This is a genomic window from Pseudomonas sp. MF6755 (assembly GCF_016405635.1).
GTDB lineage: Bacteria > Pseudomonadota > Gammaproteobacteria > Pseudomonadales > Pseudomonadaceae > Aquipseudomonas > Aquipseudomonas haemolytica.
The window spans coordinates 112,083-132,406 of the sequence record NZ_JAEKDA010000020.1 but is presented as its reverse complement, the minus strand read 5'-3'; the positions used below and the strand labels follow the sequence as shown (position 1 = coordinate 132,406).

Here is a 20,324-nt window from a genome sequence, read left to right as displayed (position 1 = left end):
AACTCAGTAGTGAAACGATGCATCGCCGATGGTAGTGTGGGGTTTCCCCATGTGAGAGTAGGTCATCGTCAAGATTAAATTCCGAAACCCCAATTGCGAAAGCAGTTGGGGTTTTGTTTTGGGCGCTCGAAAAGTGTCCACCATGTCTGCGCACACCTGTCAGTCATGTGTCCGGGCCGTGCACCACAGTGCTAAAGTCCACCACTCGATTTTGCTTTTCCCAAGGAAGCCGTTATGCCGGACGCAATGTCCCTCAGCGCTGGATTCATGGTGGTTCACGGCAACCGCCTGGATGAACTGCGAAGCCTGGTGGTCAGTTGGATGCGCCGCTACCCACTGGCGCCTTTGGAAAACGAAATCGCCCTGGTACAAAGCAACGGCATTGCTCAATGGCTCAAGCTGGCCTTGGCCGAAGATCCGGAAGAAGACGATATGGGCGGTTGCGGCATTGCTGCTGCAATCGACGTGCAACTGCCTGGCAGCTTCATGTGGCAGCTCTACCGCATGGTTTTGGGTCGTGACGAAATCCCGCCGAAGTCCCTGCTCGATAAAGCTCCGCTGACCTGGCGTCTCATGCGACTGTTACCCGAGCTGATTGACCAGCCGCACTTCGAACCTTTACAACGCTTCCTGACCCAAGACACCGACCTGCGCAAACGCTACCAACTCGCCGAGCGCCTGGCTGACTTGTTCGACCAATACCAGGTTTACCGCGCTGACTGGCTGGAGGATTGGGCAGCAGGCCGACACCAACTGCGCAATGGTCGAGGCGAATCCAAACCCCTCAACCCTGCCAACTGCTGGCAAGCCGAGTTATGGCGTGCGCTGCTGCTGGATGTGGGAGCAGAGGGCATGGCACAAAGTCGAGCCGGCGTTCACCAGCGCTTTATCGAACGCATCAACACTCTTGAGCAAGCACCTCCAGGCTTACCTTCCCGGGTGATTGTCTTCGGCATTTCATCGCTCCCGGCACAAGCGTTGGAAGCCCTGGCGGGCCTGGCCCGTTTCAGCCAAGTGCTACTCTGCGTACATAACCCTTGCCGCCACCACTGGTCCGACATCGTCGCCGACAAGGACTTGCTGCGTAACGAATACAAACGCCAGGCGCGCAAAGCGGGTATGCCGGTCACCATCGACCCACAAACCTTGCATCAGCACGCCCATCCGCTGCTCGCCGCCTGGGGCAAGCAGGGCCGCGATTACATCAGCCTGTTGGACAGTTACGATGACCCCAACAGCTACCGCGCCGCATTCCGCGATGGCCGCATTGACCTGTTCAGCGACAGCCAACCCACCACGCTGCTCAACCAGCTCCAGGACGATATCCTCGAACTGCGCCCACTGAGTGAAACCCGTGAGCTATGGCCCGCTGTCGACCTGGAGCTCGATGCTTCGATCCGTTTCCACATCGCCCACAGCGCCCAGCGCGAAGTGGAAATCCTTCACGACCAACTGCTCCAAGGCTTCAGTTCCGACCCAGCATTGCGCCCCCGGGACATCATCGTCATGGTCCCCGACGTCGACAGCTACGCGCCGCACATCCGCGCGGTGTTCGGCCAGCTTGAGCGCAACGACCCACGCTTTATCCCTTTCACCCTCACCGACCAAGGCCAACGCGGCCGCGACCCTCTGCTGATCGCCGTCGAACACCTGCTGAAACTCCCCGACAGCCGCTTCCCCGTCAGCGAAATCCTCGACCTGCTCGACGTTCCCGCCCTGCGCGAACGTTTCGCTATCAAAGAGCGCGACCTGCCCACCTTACATCGCTGGATCGAAGGCGCGGGCATCCGCTGGGGGCTGAACGCCGAGCAACGAGCCGGGTTAGGTCTACCTCAAGCGCTGGAGCAAAACAGCTGGCGATTCGGCCTGCGCCGTATGTTGCTGGGCTATGCCGTCGGCACTGGCACGGCCTGCGCCGGGATTGAGCCCTACGACGAAATCGGCGGCCTCGATGCGGCCCTGATCGGCCCACTAGTAGCCTTGCTCGATGCCTTGAACGACGCCCATCAGGCGCTCTCACAACCAGCCTCTCCCCAGGTGTGGGGCGAGCGACTGCAACGCCTGATGCAGCTGTTTTTCCTGCCCAGCAGTGAGCACGATGACTATCTCTTAGGCCAGCTCGAACAATTAAGAGAGACGTGGCTGGAAACCTGCGAGGCTGTTGGATTGCAGGATGAGTTACCACTTACCGTGGTCCGTGAGGCATGGCTGGCCGGGTTGGATCAAGGGCGCCTGTCCCAGCGCTTTCTCGCTGGAGCTGTCAATTTTTGCACCCTGATGCCCATGCGGGCGATCCCATTCAAGCTGGTCTGCCTGCTGGGCATGAACGACGGCGACTACCCGCGTGCCCAGCCGCCCCTGGACTTCGACCTGATGGGCAGCGACTACCGCCCCGGCGACCGTTCACGCCGTGAAGACGACCGCTACTTGTTGCTCGAAGCGCTACTGTCGGCCCGCGACCAGCTCTATATCAGTTGGGTAGGCCGCAGCATCCGCGACAACAGCGATCGCCCGGCCTCTGTGTTGATCGGTCAATTGCGCGATCACCTCGCCAGCGGCTGGCAGCACGTCAAAAACGATGAAGCGCTTATCGACGCAATGACCCAGGAGCATCCGCTCCAGCCCTTCAGCGCCCGCTACTTCCACGCAGGCGATCCGTTGTTCAGCTATGCCCGCGAATGGCAACTGCTGCATGAAACGTTGGTCGCCATAAGCCCAGAGAATGCGTTGGCGCAACACCAGCAGGAAGAGCCCTTGAGCCTCGGCCAGTTACAGGACTTCCTGCGCAACCCGGTTAAACATTTCTTCAGTCAGCGTCTGAAAGTGTTCTTCGAAGCCGCCGAAGTGCCGCTGGCCGACGAAGAGCCTTTCGTCCTGGACGCGCTGCAACGCTACAGCCTCAGCGACAGCCTGTTGAGCGCCGCGCTGACCCAACCCGATCACCTCGATCAGGCCCTAAATGCCCAGGCCCTGCGCCTGCAAGGCAGCGGCCTGCTGCCGATGGTTGGCTTCGGTGAGTGCCTGCGTAACGAGCTGATCGAGCCATTGCCTGATTTGGTGCAACGTTATCAACACCTTCTGGCGCTTTGGCCAACCCCACACACCGGTGCTGAACCGATCAGTTTCGAGTATCAGGGCATCCAGCTCGAAGGCTGGATCAGCGGCCTGCATCGACGCAGTGACGGCGGCTTGTTAAGTGTCACTACCATCCCCAACAGCATTGGCTCGATCAAGACCCGCAAGTGGCATCGCCTGATCCGCCCTTGGGTCAATCATGTGGTGGCCTGCGCCTGCGGCCTGCCATTGAGCACCGGCCTGGTCGCGAGTGACGACACCTTGCTGCTGGCCCCGCTGAATAAGCCCACTGCGCAGGAAATCCTTGGCCACCTGCTGCTGGCCTGGCACACCGGCATGAGCACACCGCTGCCTGTCGCGGTGAAAACCGCCTTCGCCTGGCTCGGTCAGACCGATCCCGCCAAGGCCCAGGCCGCAGCCAGCAAAGCCTACGAAGGCGATGGCATAACCACCGACGGCGAGCGCCGTGAAACGCCCGCACTCACGCGGCAATTTCCCGACTACGCCGCGTTGGTTGCCAGTGAAGAATTCGAAGGCTGGTGCGAAACCCTGTATCGCCCCCTGATCAACGCCCCATGGCGATCACTCTCCAACGCGGAGGCCGGCGCATGATTGGCAAACCTTTGGCCCTGGCGTTCCCGCTTAAAGGCAGCCAGTTGATTGAGGCCAGTGCCGGCACTGGCAAGACCTTCACCATATCTGCCTTGTACCTGCGCCTGGTGCTCGGCCACGGTGGTGATGAGTCCGGCTTCGGCCGCGAACTGCTACCGCCGCAAATCCTCGTTGTGACGTTCACCGACGCCGCTACCAAAGAGCTGCGTGAACGCATCCGCATCCGCCTGGCCGAAGCCGCGCGTTTCTTCCGCGACGAAATCGAGCAGCCCGATGCGTTGATCGCCGACTTGCGCGATCAATACGCCCCTGAACAATGGCCCGCCTGCGCCAACCGCCTGGACATCGCCGCGCAATGGATGGATGAAGCCGCTGTCTCGACGATTCACAGTTGGTGCCAGCGCATGCTGCGCGAACACGCGTTCGACAGCGGCAGCCTGTTTACCCAGACCCTGGAAACCGACCACAGCGACCTGCTGGGCGAAGTGCTGCGCGACTACTGGCGGCTGTTCTGCTACCCGATGCACGACGACGCGCTCAACTGGGTGCGCAGCCATTGGGGCGGCCCCGCTGCACTGATGCCGCGAGTGCGTGCGCTGTTCGGCAGCGAGCGGCCAACCGACGAAAGCCGCGAGCCGGCCGAACTGATCAACGCCTGCCTGCAAGAACGCCGTGCCGCGCTGGTAAACCTGAAGGCGCCTTGGCAACAATGGGCCGTCGAGCTGCGGGATATCTGCCTGCAAGCCGTCGCGGCCAAAGCTGTCGATGGGCGCAAGATGCAAGCGCGCTATTTCGAACCCTGGTTCGAAAAGATCAGCGCCTGGGCGGCGGATGAAACCCTGGAACAACTGGACATCGGCACCGGCTTCACGCGCCTCACGCCCGACGGCATGGCCGAAGCCTGGAAGGGCGAACCGCCGCAGCACCCCGGGATCGACGCCATGGCCGGCCTCAAGGCCAGCCTCGACGCTTTGCCAACGCCAGACGCGGCGGTGTTGCAACACGCTGCCGGCTGGGTAGGTAAACGCTTCGAAGAAGAGAAACGTCGCCGCGCAGAGATGGGCTTCGACGACATGCTGATCCGCCTCAACGCCGCCCTCCAAGCCGACGGTGGCGAGCGCCTGGCCAGCGTGATCCGCGAGCAGTTCCCGGTGGCGCTGATTGATGAATTCCAAGACACCGATCCGGTGCAATACAGCATCTTTGACAGCATCTACCGCATCGAGGAAAACCACCTTGACAGTGGCTTGTTCCTGATCGGCGACCCTAAGCAGGCGATCTACGCCTTTCGCGGCGCCGACATCTACACCTACCTGCGTGCCCGGCAGTCCACCACCGGTCGTCATCACACCCTGGGCACCAACTTCCGTTCCAGCCATGCGATGGTCGAGGCGGTGAACCACGTATTCCAGCGTGCGGAAACCGGCCGTGGTGCGTTCCTGTTTCGCGAGCCCGATGGCGAGAACCCGGTACCGTTCCACCCGGTACTGTCCCAGGGCCGCAGAGAGCATCTGCAGGTCGACGGCCAAGCGCTTGCAGCCATGAACCTTTGGCACCTGCCCACCGACCAGCCGATTTCCAATGCGGTTTATCGTCAGCACTTGGCTGCCGCCTGCGCCACGCAGATCGTCGCGTTGCTCAATGGTGGGCAGCAAGGCACCGCAGGCTTTGTAAACGATCACAGCTTCAAGGGTGTGCTGCCGTCAGACATCGCCATCCTCGTGCGCGACGGCAAGGAAGCCCAGGCCGTGCGGGCTGAGCTGGCCAGCCGTGGCGTGCGCAGTGTGTACCTGTCGGATAAAGACTCAGTGTTCGCCGCCCAGGAAGCCCACGACCTGTTGGCCTGGCTCAAGGCGTGCGCCGAGCCGGATGTCGAGCGCCCGCTGCGCGCCGCGTTGGCCTGCGTCACCTTGAACCTGTCGCTGGCGGAACTGGAGCGTCTGAACCAGGACGAACTGGCGTGGGAATCCCGCGTCATGCAGTTCCGCGGCTACCGTTCCATCTGGCGTACCCAAGGCGTGCTGCCGATGCTGCGTCGCCTGCTTCATGACTTCAAGCTGCCGCAAACCCTTATCGCCCGCAGCGATGGCGAGCGTGTGCTGACCAACCTGTTGCACCTCAGTGAACTGTTGCAACAGGCCGCCTCGGAACTGGATGGTGAGCAGGCGTTGATTCGTCATCTGGCCGAACACCTGGCGCTGTCGGGTCAGGCCGGTGAAGAACAGATCCTGCGCCTGGAAAGCGATGAGCAACTGGTCAAAGTGGTGACCATCCACAAATCCAAGGGCCTGGAATACGACTTGGTGTTTCTGCCCTTTATCTGTTCGGCCAAACCCGTGGATGGCAGTCGCTTGCCGCTGCATTACCACGATGAACAGGGCCGATCCCAAGTGAGCCTGCGGCCGACAGCCGAGCTGATTGCCCAAGCCGACGACGAGCGCCTGGCCGAAGACCTGCGCTTGTTCTACGTGGCGTTGACCCGCGCCAAACACGCGTGCTGGCTGGGCATCGCCGACCTCAAGCGTGGCAATAACAGCAGCTCGGTCTTGCACCTGTCGGCCTTGGGCTATTTGCTCGGTGCCGGCGCGTCGCTGGGCGAGTCCGCCGGTCTGGCGCGCTGGTTGCTGGACTTGCAGGAAGGCTGCCCGGCGATCAGTTATGCCCTTGTGCCGGATGCGCAAGACATCGTGTTCCACCCGCCGCGCAATGAAGCAACCTTGCTCGCGCCGTTGCTGCCTAAACGCAAGGCTGCGGAAAACTGGTGGATCGCGTCCTACAGCGCCTTGCGCATTGGCGACAGCATGAGCGCCGCCAACCTCGAAGCGCCAGAAAGCCCACAGGCTCAGAAGCTGTTCGACGACGAACGCCTCGACCCTGATGCACCACGGGAAGTGGTGGCATCCGGCGGTGATATTCACCGTTTCCCACGCGGCCCTAATCCAGGCACCTTCCTTCACGGGTTATTGGAGTGGGCCGGTGAAGAGGGTTTCAACGTGACGCCTGAGGCCATCGAAAAAGCCGTGGGCGCACGCTGTAACCGACGCAACTGGGAAGGCTGGATCGTCACCCTCAGCGGCTGGCTGGGTCATCTGCTGCAAGCGCCGTTACCCCTGTACAACGAGCACGTCACCCTCAGCGGCCTGCAGCAGTACCAGATCGAAATGGAGTTCTGGTTCGCCAGTCACAAAGTCGATGTGCTTGCCCTCGACAAACTGGTGTGCCAACACACCCACGGCGGTGTCTCGCGTGTGGCCGCCGAACCGGTGCTGCTCAACGGTATGTTCAAGGGTTTTATCGACCTGACGTTCGAGCACGATGGCCGCTACTACGTGGCGGATTACAAATCCAACTGGCTCGGCCCTGACGATTCGGCCTATACCTTTGATGCCATGGAGCATTCGATCCTTGAGCATCGGTACGACCTGCAATACGTACTTTACCTGCTGGCCCTGCACCGCCAGCTCAAGGCGCGCTTGCCAAATTACGACTACGACCAGCACGTCGGCGGCGCCCTGTACCTGTTTCTGCGCGGTACCCAGTCGGTGAGCCAGGGTGCGTATTTCACCCGGCCGCCCCGTGAGCTGATCGAGGGGCTGGACCTGTTGTTCCAGGGCAAGCCCATTCCGCCCAAGGTTGAGCCCGCCTGGGAACAAGGAGTGCTGCTATGAGCCTGTCGCCGTTACCGCTGGAGGAGCTATTGCCCCTCAACCGCGCCGCGGACCTGTTGCAACTGCTGGAGCGTTGGGTCGAGCGTGGTTGGTTGCGTGCCTTGGACAAAGCGTTCGTCGGCTTCCTGTACGAGCTTGATCCCCAGGCTGATCCCTTGGTGCTGTTGGCGGCAGCTTTGACCAGCCACCAGTTGGGCCATGGTCATGTCTGCCTGGACCTGTTCGAAACCCTCAATGCGCCGGATTTCGCCCTGTCACTGCCGCCCGAAGGCGACCTGCACACCGGGGCCATGCTGCTGCCGTCGCAGTTGCTGCACGGTCTGGACGGCGCCCATTGGTGTCATGCCCTGGCTAGCAGCCAACTGGTCGCGCTGGAGGTCGATAGCAGCGATGCGGCCCAGAGCCGGCCGTTGGTGTTGTCTGGCAAACGTCTGTACCTGCGCCGCTACTGGGCCTACGAGCGACGTATCGACAGTGCCCTGCGTTTGCGCCTGGCGACCGTGGAAAGGGCCGCCGCCGATTTGCCGCAGCGCCTCAATCGCCTGTTCGATCAACCGGCGCCCGATGGCGTGATTGACTGGCAAAAACTTGCCTGCGCGCTGGCGACCCGTGGCGCATTCAGTATTGTCACCGGCGGCCCCGGCACCGGCAAAACCACCACGGTGGTACGCCTGCTCGCACTTTTGCAGGCGCCCGCCGTGGAGGCCGGCAGCCCGTTGCGCATCCGCCTGGCCGCGCCGACCGGTAAAGCCGCGGCGCGCCTGACCGAATCCATCAGTCAGCAAGTGCTGTCGCTGACAGTGCCCGACAATGTGCGGGAAAAAATCCCGACCCAGGTCACTACTGTCCACCGCCTGTTGGGCAGCCGCCCGGGAACTCGGCACTTCCGTCATCACCTGGGTAACCCATTGCCGTTGGATGTGCTGGTAGTAGACGAAGCCTCGATGATCGACCTGGAAATGATGGCCAACCTGCTCGACGCCTTGCCGCCCCATGCCCGCTTGGTACTGCTGGGCGACAAGGACCAACTGGCGTCGGTGGAAGCGGGGGCCGTGCTCGGCGATTTGTGCCGCGATGCCGAAGCCGGCTGGTACAGCCCGCACACGCGCCAATGGCTGCAAGCGGTCAGCGGCGAAGACCTCAGTGCCAGCGGCCTGCAAGAAGATCTCGACGGTAGCCATCCCCTGGCCCAGCAAGTGGTGATGCTGCGCTATTCGCGACGCTTCGGGGAAGGCAGCGGCATCGGCCAACTGGCGCGCTGGGTCAACCAGCAAAACGCCGAAGAGGCCCGCCAGCTGTTAGCCGCACGTCGTCACGACGACCTGTTCTGCGTCAGCCTCAAGGGCGAACAGGATCACGCCCTTGAGCGCCTGGTACTGGACGGGCAGGGCGAGGGTGCCCAAGGCTATCGCTACTATCTGAACCTGCTGCAATCGGCACGCCCACCTCTCGATACACCGCGTGACGATCACGCCTGGACCCATTGGGCGCAACAATTGCTGCAAGCCTTCGACGCGTTCCAACTGCTTTGCGCCGTGCGTAAAGGCCCTTGGGGCGTCGAGGGGCTGAACCTGCGCATCACTGCGGCCCTGCGCAAAGTGCGTCTGATCGAAGGCGACGAACAGTGGTACGAAGGCCGTCCGGTGCTGATGACCCGCAACGACTACGGCCTTGGCCTGATGAACGGCGATATCGGCATCGCGCTGAAATTGCCCGAAAGCGACGGTGGCCCCCCAGTGCTGCGCGTGGCTTTCCCGCGAAACGATGGCCAGGGTGGCGTGCGCTTCGTGTTGCCCAGCCGGCTCAATGACGTGGAAACCGTGTACGCAATGACCGTGCACAAATCCCAGGGTTCGGAGTTCACCCACACCGCACTGATCCTGCCGGATGCCCTGAACCCGGTGCTGACCAAAGAGCTGATCTACACCGGCATCACCCGCGCCAAGCGTTGGTTCAGCCTGATCGAGCCGCGGGGAGGCGTGTTTGAGGAAGCGGTGCGGCGCAAGGTTAAACGCTTGAGCGGACTCATGCTGGAGCTGGACGCTATGCCTGAAAAAACTGACTAATTGGTCATGCGATATTTCTGATTCAGATGTCTGATTTTTCTGAAAAAATAGTGCGCCCCGCGCAAGCTGTGTTTCGTGGGAATTTTCGCCGCTGTGCTATCGTTGCGGCATCACCTTGGAAAACACCGGAGAGAATTGCTGCATGAACGTGGCTGTCTCGCCCACAGAGCGCAGTTTGAGCTGGAGACGCATGTTACTGGTGGCGGTTCTGTGCCTGCTCGCGCCCCACGTATGGGCGCAGACGCCCAGCCCGGCTGATCATCGCGCCCAGTCGGTCACCCAAGTGGTTCTCGGTATCCTCAGCTATGCCCGGTGGCCGGTGGAACCTGCGCAGTTGCGGCTGTGCATTGTCGGGCCGACCCAGTACACCGATGACTTGGTCAAAGGCACCACACAAGCCACCGGCCGTCCGGTGCTGGTGCGCCGCCTGCTGGTCGATAATCCCGATATTGTCAGCGCCTGTGACGCCGTCTACATCGGCAAACTCACTGCCGACGAGCGCAACCGCTTGTTCACCTCGCTGATTGGCCACCCAGTGCTCAGCATCAGCGAAGGGGGCGACCAATGCACGGTGGGCAGCCTGTTCTGCCTGCGGGTGGGCGATGAGCAGGTATCGTTCGAGGTCAACCTGGATTCCGTCGCCCGCAGCGGCGTGCGCATCCATCCCAGCGTGTTGCAGTTATCCCGCCGTCGAGCGCCTGGGTCATGAGTCGTAATAAAGTGCGGCCGACCCTGCGTTCGGTCATTGCCCGTGGGCATATGATCCTGGCCCTGGTGGCGGTAACCCTGGCCAGTGTCTCCCTGACCCTGCTCGGTGTACTCGCCCTGCGGGTGTACGCCGAGCACAACCTGCACCTGATCGCCCGTTCCATCAACTACACCGTGGAAGCGGCGGTGGTCTTCAACGACAGCGCGGCGGCCACCGAGGCCCTGAGCCTGATTGCCTCCACGGAGGAAGTGGCCCAGGCGGAAGTCTTCGATATCAACGGCAAGCTTCTGGCGCGCTGGGTGCGCCCGGAAACTGGCATGTTGTCACGGGTCGAGCTGCAAATAGCGCATGCCCTGCTTGAACAGCCCATCAGCCAGCCGATCCTGCGCCAGGGGCAAACCGTGGGCAGCCTGCACCTGGTTGGCCATGGTGGCAGCCTGTTGCGCTTCTTGCTCAGCGGCCTGGTCGGGATTCTGATCTGCACCGCCCTCAGCGCCTGGGTGGCCTTGCACCTGTCGCGACGGCTGCTCAATGGCATCACCGTGCCATTGCAACGTTTGGCCGCCGTGGCCCACGCCGCCCGCAGCGAGCGCGACTTCGACCGCCGCGTACCCTCGGCGCAGATCGCCGAACTCGACAGCCTGGGCAGCGACTTCAACGCCCTGCTGGGCGAGATGGAAGCCTGGCAGAGTCACCTGCAAAGCGAGAACGAAACCCTGGCTCACCAGGCCAGCCACGACAGCCTCACCGGTCTGCCCAACCGCGCGTTCTTCGAAGGCCGCTTGATCCGCGCCTTGCGCAGTGCTGCCAAGGTTAACGAGCGAGTGGCGGTGCTGTTTCTCGACAGCGACCGCTTCAAAGATATCAACGACAGCTTCGGCCACGCCGCCGGCGACGCCGTGCTGGTGGCCGTTGCCGACCGCGTGCGTGCGCAACTGCGTGAGAATGACTTGGTGGCGCGCCTGGGCGGCGATGAATTTGCGGTATTGCTCGCGCCGCTGCACAAGGCCGAAGACGCCCAGCGCATCGCCGACAAAATTATTTCAAGCATGGACGTGCCGATCCCACTGCCCGGAGGCACCGAGGTGTTGACCTCCCTCAGTATCGGCATCGCCATTTATCCCGATCATGGCGCCACTCCCGGCACCTTGCTCAACGCCGCCGATACGGCGATGTACCAGGCCAAACGACAGTCCTCGGGCGGCCAGCAAACGGCGGAGTCGGAGCACCCCGTCGTCAACGTTCAACACAGGAGTTGATTCCCTTGTTCGCTAACACACGCGTTTTGTTTATTTCGTTACTCGTTGCCTTCCTGGCCCTCAGCGGCTGTCAGACGCCACCGCCCAAGGGGCTGACCCCGGCGCAAGTTGCCGTGCTCAAACAACAAGGTTTCGAGCTGACCGATGAAGGCTGGGCCTTCGGCCTGTCCGGCAAAGTGCTGTTTGGCAGCGACGTCGAAACCCTCAACAAACCCAGCACCGCCATCGTCGAACGCATCGGCAAGGCCCTGGTAGGCGCAGGCATCGAGCGCGTGCGCGTCGACGGCCACACCGACGCCTCGGGCAAAGAACCCTACAACGTGGCGCTGTCCCTGCGCCGCGCCAAAAGCGTGGGCAAGGTGCTGACCCGCGTGGGTATGAAAGAAGAGAACATCCAACTGCGCGGCCTGGGCAGCAGCGAGCCGGTGGCGTCGAATACGACGACGGCGGGCCGAACCGAGAATCGCCGGGTGTCGATTGTGGTGATCGCGGACTAAGGCAGTTCACCCGCCTCAATCTGAAATACATTCAAAATGTGGGAGGGGGCTTGCTCCCGATAGCAGTGTGTCAGCCAATACAACTGGTGACTGACACGCCGCCATCGGGGGCAAGCCCCCTTCCACATTTGCCATCAGTGTGGTTCAAGGCGTCTTACTGCGCAAACCGCATCTCCCGCGTCTCGCCCATCAACAACCCCTGATTCTGCTCTGTCACCTCCCTGATGTAATCCCACAACAACGTAATGCGCTTCAACTTGCGCAGATCCTCCCGGCAATACATCCAGAACTGCCGCGTAACCGCAATCTGCTCCCCCAGCACCGGCAACAAGCGCGGATCCTGCGCCGCCAGAAAGCACGGCAATATCGCCATCGACCGCCCTTGCTGTGCCGCCACGTACTGCGCGATCACGCTAGTACTGCGCAGGCTGGCGCTGGCGCCGGGCACTACGTTGGCCAGGTACAGCAGCTCCGAGCTGAACGCCAGGTCATCCACATAGCTGATAAACGGATGCTCGGCCAAATCCGCGGGTTTGCGGATCGGCGGGTGTTGGTCGAGGTAATCCTGAGTGGCGTACAGCTGGAGTTTGTAGTCGCACAGTTTGCAACACACATACGGCCCGTGTTCCGGGCGTTCCAGGGCGATGACGATGTCGGCTTCGCGCTTGGACAGGCTGATGAAGTGGGGCAGGGGCAGGATGTCTACCGAGATCGCCGGGTAGGTGTCGACGAAATGGCTCAGTTGCGGAGTGACAAAGAAGCTGCCGAAACCTTCGGTGCAGCCCATGCGCACATGGCCGGACAGCGCCACGCCGGAGCCGGAGACTTGTTCGCAGGCCATGTGCAACGTGCTTTCGATCGACTCCGCGTAACCGAGCAGACGCTGGCCCTCGGGGGTGAGGACAAAGCCGCTGGTCCGGGATTTTTCGAACAGCAGGGTACCGAGCGACACTTCCAGTGAGCTGATGCGCCGCGACACAGTGGTGTAGTCCACCGCCAGGCGTTTGGCAGCCACGCTGGCCTTGCGGGTACGGGCCACTTCGAGGAAAAACTTCAGGTCATCCCAGTTCAGGGAGCCCAGGGAGGTGATGTTTTTTTGCATATTGAACCGGCTTTTATGTGCGTTCTTATTAGAAGTTTGCACATCTATACTCCAAAAACAGTCCGAACGCCTCATTACCAAGGCGATTCACGCGCCTTGTCTCTGCATAACTACAAGATTGGAGACCACATGAACGCATCTGCCGATATTTCCGTGCAACAGGTCAAGTTGCTGATCAACGGCGAGTGGGTCGAGTCCAAGACCACCGAATGGCAAGACATCGTCAACCCGGCCACCCAGCAAGTGCTGGCCAAAGTCCCGTTCGCCACTGCTGATGAAGTCAACGCTGCCATCGACGCCGCCCATCGCGCCTTCCAGACCTGGAAACTGACGCCGATCGGCGCGCGCATGCGCATCATGCTCAAGCTGCAAGCCTTGATCCGCGAACATTCCAAGCGCATCGCCGTAGTCCTCAGCGCCGAGCAGGGCAAGACCATTGCCGATGCTGAAGGCGATATTTTCCGTGGCCTGGAAGTGGTCGAACACGCCTGCTCCATCGGCACCCTGCAAATGGGCGAGTTTGCCGAGAACGTTGCCGGCGGCGTCGACACCTACACCCTGCGCCAACCCATCGGCGTGTGCGCCGGCATTACCCCGTTCAACTTCCCGGCGATGATTCCGCTGTGGATGTTCCCGATGGCCATCGCTTGCGGTAACACCTTCGTGCTCAAGCCGTCCGAGCAGGACCCGCTGTCGACCATGCTGCTGGTGGAGCTGGCGCTGGAAGCCGGTGTGCCGGCTGGCGTGCTCAACGTGGTGCATGGCGGCAAGGACGTGGTGGATGCACTGTGTACCCATAAAGACATCAAGGCCGTGTCCTTCGTCGGTTCGACTGCCGTGGGCACCCATGTCTACGACCTCGCCGGCAAGCACGGCAAGCGCGTGCAATCGATGATGGGCGCCAAGAATCATGCGGTGGTGCTGCCAGACGCCAACCGTGAACACACCCTCAATGCGCTGGTCGGCGCCGGTTTTGGCGCGGCAGGCCAGCGTTGCATGGCCACGTCGGTGGTGGTGCTGGTGGGCGCGTCCAAGCAGTGGCTGCCGGACCTCAAGGCCCTGGCGCAGAAGCTCAAGGTCAACGCGGGCAGCGAAGCCGGCACGGACGTCGGCCCGGTGATCTCCAAGCGCGCCAAGGCACGCATCCTGGAGTTGATCGAAAGCGGCGTGAAAGAAGGCGCCAAGCTCGAACTGGACGGCCGGGACATCAAGGTGCCGGGCTTCGAGCACGGTAACTTTGTCGGCCCGACCCTGTTCTCGGGCGTGACCACTGACATGCGCATCTACACCGAGGAAATCTTCGGACCAGTGTTGGTGGTGCTTGAAGTCGCGACCCTTGATGAGGCCATCGCCTTGGTCAACGCCAACCCGTTCGGCAACGGCACTGGCCTGTTCACCCAGAGCGGTGCGGCGGCGCGCAAGTTCCAGAGCGAAATCGATGTGGGCCAGGTCGGTATCAACATCCCGATCCCGGTGCCAGTACCGTTCTTCAGCTTCACCGGCTCGCGCGGCTCCAAGCTTGGCGACCTCGGCCCCTACGGCAAGCAAGTGGTGCAGTTCTACACCCAGACCAAAACCGTCACCAGCCGCTGGTTCGACGACGACACGGTCAACGATGGCGTTAACACCACCATCAACCTGCGCTGATCCCGGGAGACGACCATGAAGATTGCATTTATCGGCCTGGGCAACATGGGCGCACCCATGGCCCGCAACCTGATCAAGGCCGGCCACCGGCTGAACCTGTTCGACCTTAACCAGACGGTACTCAAAGAGTTGGCCGAACTCGGCGGCACCATCAGCAGTTCGCCCCGTGATGCGGCGAAAGACGCTGAACTGGTGATTACCATGCTGCCGGCCGCCGCCCATGTGCGCAGCGTCTGGCTGAATGAAGATGGCGTGCTCGCAGGCATCGGCCAAGGTGTGCCAGCGGTGGATTGCAGCACTATCGACCCGCAGACCATCCGTGATGTAGCGGCCGCGGCGGCAAAACAGGGCGTGGCAGTGGCCGATGCACCGGTTTCCGGTGGCACCGGCGGCGCGCAAGCCGGGACGCTGACCTTTATGGTCGGCGCCAACCCGCAACTGTTCGCCACCCTGCAACCGGTACTGGCGCAGATGGGCCGCAATATCGTGCACTGCGGCGAGGTTGGCACCGGGCAAATAGCCAAGATCTGCAACAACCTGCTACTGGGTATCAGCATGGTCGGCGTCAGTGAAGCCATGGCCCTGGGCGACGCATTGGGTATCGACACCCAAGTGCTGGCCGGCATCATCAACAGCTCCACCGGGCGCTGCTGGAGTTCCGATACCTACAACCCGTGGCCTGGTGTGATTGAAACTGCACCGTCATCGCGCGGCTATACCGGTGGTTTCGGCGCCGACCTGATGCTCAAGGATTTGGGGCTTGCCACTGAAGCGGCGCGCCAGGCACACCAGCCGGTGATCCTCGGTGCGGTGGCCCAGCAGTTGTATCAATCAATGAGCCAGCGTGGGGAAGGGGGTAAGGACTTCTCGGCGATCATCAACAGCTATCGCAAGCCTGAGTAGGGCATTTTTCCGGGAGCCAGCCAATGACTGGCTCCCGGGTTTTGCGGGTCAGGCGAACACAAAATACTTACGCACCGTCTCAACCACTTCCCACGTCCCCTTCATCCCCGGCTCCACCACAAAGATATCCCCAGCGCGTAGATGGATCGGCTGCATGCCTTCAGGCGTGATCACGCAGTAGCCTTCCTGGAAATGGCAGTATTCCCACTTCACATATTCCACGTACCACTTGCCCGGTGTGCAGATCCAGGTGCCCATGATCTTGCTGCCGTCTTCGCTGGTGTAGGCGTTGAGGTTAACGGTGTGCGGGTCGCCTTCGAGCTTTTCCCATTTGCAGGCATCCAGGACCGGCAGTGGGTGAGTGTCGCGCAGTACGGTGATGGGCTTGGACATGATGACTCCGAGGCAAGGGATGAAGAGTCGAACCCTATAGCGTCCCAGGCAGGCTTGGTGGTCTGTACTCGACATCGGGATGCCCAGAAGCGCAGCCGGGTCTATTTGATATATCCCATCATCAATTCGCTGTTTCCTCGCAGTTCGTGCGAAAGAATTCCCGTCTCACGCGAGAATTCGCAAGAAAATTCAGAGCTGGCCCTCGTATCATTCACCCCAGTACCCAGTGAGAGCCTTGCAATGAACCCAATAAAAACGTGGTGGGATATCAGCCCGCCCTTGAGCACGGCGACCCCGACCTGGCCGGGCGATACGCCGTTCCAGGAAGAGCGCGTGTGGCAGTTCGGCCCTGAGTGCCCGGTGAATGTGGGCCGCGTGACCTTGTCACCGCATACCGGCGCCCATGTGGATGCCCCGCTGCATTACAGCGCCGACGGCGCGCCGATTGGCGAGGTGTCGCTGGATGTGTACATGGGGCCTTGTCGGGTACTGCATTGCCTGGGCAGCGGCGCGTTGGTACAGCCTCATCAGTTGCAAGGGCGTGTGGATAACCTGCCGGAGCGGGTGCTGCTGCGCACTTATCCACAAGCGCCACTCACCGAGTGGGATTCGAATTTCACCGCCATCGCCCCGCAAACCATCGAGCTGCTCGCCGGCCTGGGGGTGCGCCTGATTGGTATCGACACGCCGTCCCTGGACCCGCAACAGTCCAAGACCATGGATTCGCACAACGCCGTAGCCCGTCACGGCATGGCGATCCTCGAAGGCATCGTGCTCGATGAGGTACCGGAGGGCGACTATGAGTTGATCGCGCTGCCGCTGCGCTTTGCCAACCTCGATGCCAGCCCGGTCCGCGCAATCCTGCGCCCGCTCAAGGAGCCTACGCGATGAGCCAATGTCCTTTCTCTCCAGAATATAAGCCTGCCGACGCCCAGCCACCGGAAGAATGGCATAACGCCGAATTGAATTTTTCCGAGTCCATGAGCTACGGCGACTACCTGGACCTGGGCAAGGTTCTCAGCGCCCAGCACCCGCTGTCGCCGGATCATAACGAAATGCTCTTCATCATCCAGCACCAGACTTCGGAGCTGTGGATGAAGCTGATGCTCCACGAACTCAAGGCCGCCCGCGAACACGTGCGCCTGGGCGAGTTGCCGCCGGCGTTCAAGATGCTGGCGCGAGTGTCGCGGATCTTTGATCAACTGGTGCACGCCTGGGCGGTGCTGGCGACCATGACACCGTCGGAGTACAAGGCGATTCGCCCGTTCCTGGGGCAGTCGTCGGGGTTCCAGTCGTTCCAGTACCGCGAGATCGAATTCATCCTTGGCAACAAGAGCCCGGCGCTGCTGCGGCCCCATGCGCATCGCCCGCAATTGTTGCAGCAACTGCAGGTGGCGATTGCCACGCCGTCGCTGTATGACGAGGCGATTAACTTGATGATCAAGGCCGGGCTGGCGATTGACCCCAAGCGCGCCGAACGCGACCCGACGGCGGCCACGGTGCATGATGAATCTGTTGAAGCGGCGTGGCGTGAGGTGTATCGCGACCCTAGCCGGTATTGGGATTTGTATCAGTTGGCCGAGAAGTTTATCGACCTGGAGGATTCATTCCGCCAATGGCGCTTCCGCCATGTCACGACAGTGGAGCGGATCATCGGTTTCCAGCCTGGCACCGGTGGTACTGAAGGCGTGGGTTACCTGCGCAAGATGCTCGACACCGTGTTGTTTCCCGAACTCTGGCGAGTGCGTTCCACCCTCTAAACAAAAAAGCCCCGGATCACCGGGGCTTTTCATTTGGAATGCAGTTAAAAATGTGGGAGGGGGCTTGCTCCCGATAGCGGAGTGTCAGTCACCAGATATACCGGCTGACATACTGCTATCGGGAGCAAGCCCCCTCCCACATTGGTATTACTGCGCTGCGGCTACCGCTTTCGTCTTACTTACGCGCAGCCGATAGGCCACGTAAATAATCCCCACCCAAACCGGCATCGCATACACCGATTCGCGAATACCCGGGATCGCGAGCATCACGCTGATAATCATCAGCATGAACGCCAGGCACAGGTAGTTGCTGAACGGGAACCAGAAGGTCTTGAACGACGGCGTCACGCCTTGCTCGCCCATGGCCTTGCGGAACTTGATGTGGGTGATGCTGATCAGCGCCCAGTTGATCATCAGCGAAGCAACCACCAGGGCAAACAACAACTCCAGGGCACTTTGCGGCGCGACGTAGTTGACCACCACGCACAGCATCGTCACCAACGCCGAAATCGCCAACGCCCGCAGCGGTACGCCTTGCTTGTTGAGCTTCATCAACGCCTTGGGTGCGTCACCCTGCTCGGCCAGGCCGAACAGCATGCGGCTGTTGCAGTACACGCCGCTGTTGTATACCGACAGCGCCGCGGTCAGCACCACGAAGTTGAGGATGTGGGCGGCGGTGTCGTTGCCGATCAGCGAGAAGATCTGCACAAACGGGCTGCCGCTGTAGGGATCGCCCGAGGCGCCGAGGGTTTGCAGCAGTTGATCCCACGGGTACAGCGACAACAGCACGGTCAGCGCACCGACGTAGAAAATCAGGATGCGGTACACCACCTGGTTGATCGCCTTGGGGATCACCTTGCGTGGCTCGCTGGCCTCGGCAGCGGTGATGCCGACCAGTTCCAGGCCACCGAACGAGAACATGATGAAGGCCATGGACATCAACAGCCCCATGCCGCCATTCGGGAAGAAACCGCCGTGGCTCCACAGGTTGCTGACCGAGGCTTGCGGGCCGCCAGTGCCGCTGAACAACAGGTAGCAGCCGAGTACGATCATGCCGACAATCGCTACCACCTTGATGATCGCAAACCAGAATTCGGCTTCACCAAAGAACTTCACGTTCAGGGTGTTGATCAGGTTAACCGCGACAAAGAACACCAGCGCGCTGACCCAGGTCGGAATCTCTGGCCACCAGAACTGGATGTACTTGCCCACGGCCGTCAGTTCGGCCATGCCCACCAAGACGTAGAGTACCCAATAGTTCCAGCCCGCCAAAAAGCCTGCGTAACCGCCCCAGTATTTGTGCGCGAAGTGGCTGAAGGAGCCGGCTACCGGCTCTTCGACGATCATTTCGCCGAGCTGGCGCATGATCAGGAACGCGATAAACCCGGCAATCGCATAGCCCAGGATCATCGACGGCCCCGCCGACTTGAGTACCCCGGCCGAGCCGAGGAACAAGCCTGTACCAATCGCCCCTCCCAAAGCGATCAGCTGAATGTGCCGGTTCTTCAGGCCACGCTTGAGGCCCACCGGGTTAACCATGTCATCCGCCATTAACATTCCCTTCTACTTGTTTTTCTCAAGGGTGAGTGCACGCCGCATCGGCCCCTCAGAAGTGCTGAGGGTCAGATATTACTCTGCGTAAACTTTTCGTAATACAGCTGAACGCCATCAAGTGCCTGATCCGCCAGCCATTGTTGAATGGATTCGACCATTGGAGGGGGGCCGCACACGTACATATCCGCCGATCTATCCCGCAATTCGGCCAGGTCGAAATGTTCGGTGAGGTAGCCACGTTTGCCGGGCCAGTCCTCGGAGGGTGCGCTGAGCACTTCGGTATAGCGAAAGTCCGGGATTTTCGCGGCATAGGCCTGGATACGCGCCGCTTCGCACAAGTCCTCGGCGACGCGCACGCCGTAGTACAGGTGCACGGGTTGTACGCAACCGCTGGCTGCCAGTTCATCGAGCATGCCCAGCAATGCCGACAACCCGGTGCCGCCCGCCACCAGCACCAGCGGCTGGGTGACGTGGCGCAGATAGAACGCGCCCAATGGCGCCTCAAGCAGCATTTCATCACCCACCTGGCAGCGTTCCCGCAGGTAGTTGCTCATCACTCCATCAGGCAGCAGGCGCACCAGGAACTGCAATTGATTGCCCGGCCGATTGGCGAAGGAGTAAGAGCGCCAACTGTCGGTGCCGGGCACCGAGACGCGAGCGTACTGGCCGGGCAGGAAATCCAGTGGCTGGTCTAGTTGCACCTGCACGATCGCCGTACTGGTGGACACCTGCTGCACGTCGCTCACCGTTCCGCGTACCTGCACCGGCCCGGGCGCATTGCACAGGCTTGAATCGAAGTCGAAGTAGAAGGTGGCGTCGGACTGCACTCGAGTCTGGCAACTGAGCATCTTGCGTTGTTGCAGGTCGAGGCTGGAGAGGGCCTCGTCGTCTACATAGTCCTGGGTGTAATCCCCCGATTCGCAGCGGCCCTGGCAGGTACCGCATACGCCTTCGCGGCAATCCAGCGGGATCTTGATGCCGTTGCGCAGGGCCGCATCCAACAGGATTTCATTGGCGCCGACCGGAAAGAACAGGGTTTTGCCATCGGCAAAACTGAAGGCTACTTTGTGATTCATCTA

The 20,324-nt window shown here is 61.4% G+C and carries 14 protein-coding genes; 10 read left to right on the top strand and 4 right to left on the bottom strand.

Features of this window, described 5'->3' with window-relative positions:
• Positions 1-234: 234 nt before the first annotated feature.
• The 6 genes from recC (at position 235) to JFT66_RS24620 (ending at position 11,886) form a co-directional block, all read left to right on the top strand.
• The gene (gene recC / locus JFT66_RS24645) at positions 235-3,687 is read left to right on the top strand and encodes an exodeoxyribonuclease V subunit gamma (protein ID WP_198860355.1); all 3,453 of its coding nucleotides are present in this window, start codon (positions 235-237) and stop codon (positions 3,685-3,687) included.
• Entirely contained in the window at positions 3,684-7,355 is a 3,672-nt protein-coding gene (gene recB, locus JFT66_RS24640; RefSeq protein WP_153839186.1) for an exodeoxyribonuclease V subunit beta, read from the top strand. The genes recC and recB overlap by 4 nt, the downstream gene beginning before the upstream one ends.
• Positions 7,352-9,421, top strand: coding sequence for an exodeoxyribonuclease V subunit alpha (gene recD, locus JFT66_RS24635; RefSeq protein WP_198860354.1), 2,070 nt, complete (start codon positions 7,352-7,354; stop codon positions 9,419-9,421). The genes recB and recD overlap by 4 nt, the downstream gene beginning before the upstream one ends.
• Positions 9,422-9,563: 142 nt before the next feature.
• Complete coding sequence (locus JFT66_RS24630) at positions 9,564-10,130, top strand: YfiR family protein (RefSeq protein ID WP_034115988.1); 567 nt, start codon at positions 9,564-9,566, stop codon at positions 10,128-10,130.
• Positions 10,127-11,389: a diguanylate cyclase domain-containing protein gene (locus JFT66_RS24625; RefSeq protein WP_034115987.1), complete on the top strand. Its 1,263-nt coding sequence runs from the start codon at positions 10,127-10,129 to the stop codon at positions 11,387-11,389. Before JFT66_RS24630 ends, JFT66_RS24625 begins: the two co-directional genes overlap by 4 nt.
• A 5-nt stretch (positions 11,390-11,394) precedes the next feature.
• Complete coding sequence (locus JFT66_RS24620) at positions 11,395-11,886, top strand: OmpA family protein (protein WP_198860353.1); 492 nt, start codon at positions 11,395-11,397, stop codon at positions 11,884-11,886.
• 154 nt (positions 11,887-12,040) lie between these two features.
• Here JFT66_RS24620 and JFT66_RS24615 read toward each other — a convergent pair whose 3' ends face one another.
• Positions 12,041-12,988, bottom strand: coding sequence for a LysR family transcriptional regulator (locus tag JFT66_RS24615; RefSeq protein ID WP_034115985.1), 948 nt, complete (start codon positions 12,986-12,988; stop codon positions 12,041-12,043).
• Between the two features lie 129 nt (positions 12,989-13,117).
• On the opposite strand from JFT66_RS24615, the gene JFT66_RS24610 reads away from it, so the two are divergent.
• Positions 13,118-14,635, top strand: a complete 1,518-nt coding sequence (locus JFT66_RS24610) for a CoA-acylating methylmalonate-semialdehyde dehydrogenase (RefSeq protein WP_034115984.1) — start codon at positions 13,118-13,120, stop codon at positions 14,633-14,635.
• A gap of 15 nt (positions 14,636-14,650) precedes the next feature.
• On the top strand, positions 14,651-15,538 hold the full coding sequence (gene mmsB, locus JFT66_RS24605) for a 3-hydroxyisobutyrate dehydrogenase (RefSeq protein ID WP_034115983.1): 888 nt from the start codon (positions 14,651-14,653) through the stop codon (positions 15,536-15,538).
• Positions 15,539-15,586: 48 nt separating this feature from the next.
• On the opposite strand, the gene JFT66_RS24600 is transcribed toward mmsB, so the two are convergent.
• Positions 15,587-15,931, bottom strand: a complete 345-nt coding sequence (locus tag JFT66_RS24600; protein WP_198860352.1) for a cupin domain-containing protein — start codon at positions 15,929-15,931, stop codon at positions 15,587-15,589.
• A gap of 240 nt (positions 15,932-16,171) precedes the next feature.
• Between JFT66_RS24600 and kynB the strand changes: the two genes are divergently transcribed.
• Both kynB and kynA read left to right on the top strand, forming a co-directional pair.
• A complete protein-coding gene (gene kynB, locus JFT66_RS24595; RefSeq protein WP_034115981.1) occupies positions 16,172-16,822 on the top strand; it encodes an arylformamidase in 651 nt (216 codons plus the stop codon).
• The gene (kynA, locus tag JFT66_RS24590; RefSeq protein WP_153872384.1) at positions 16,819-17,691 is read left to right on the top strand and encodes a tryptophan 2,3-dioxygenase; all 873 of its coding nucleotides are present in this window, start codon (positions 16,819-16,821) and stop codon (positions 17,689-17,691) included. Before kynB ends, kynA begins: the two co-directional genes overlap by 4 nt.
• Before the next feature lie 147 nt (positions 17,692-17,838).
• Here the strand turns inward: kynA and JFT66_RS24585 are convergent, their stop codons facing one another.
• Positions 17,839-19,242, bottom strand: coding sequence for an amino acid permease (locus tag JFT66_RS24585; protein ID WP_034115979.1), 1,404 nt, complete (start codon positions 19,240-19,242; stop codon positions 17,839-17,841).
• A gap of 71 nt (positions 19,243-19,313) precedes the next feature.
• Complete coding sequence (gene antC / locus JFT66_RS24580) at positions 19,314-20,321, bottom strand: anthranilate 1,2-dioxygenase electron transfer component AntC (protein WP_198860351.1); 1,008 nt, start codon at positions 20,319-20,321, stop codon at positions 19,314-19,316.
• Positions 20,322-20,324 lie beyond the last annotated feature (3 nt).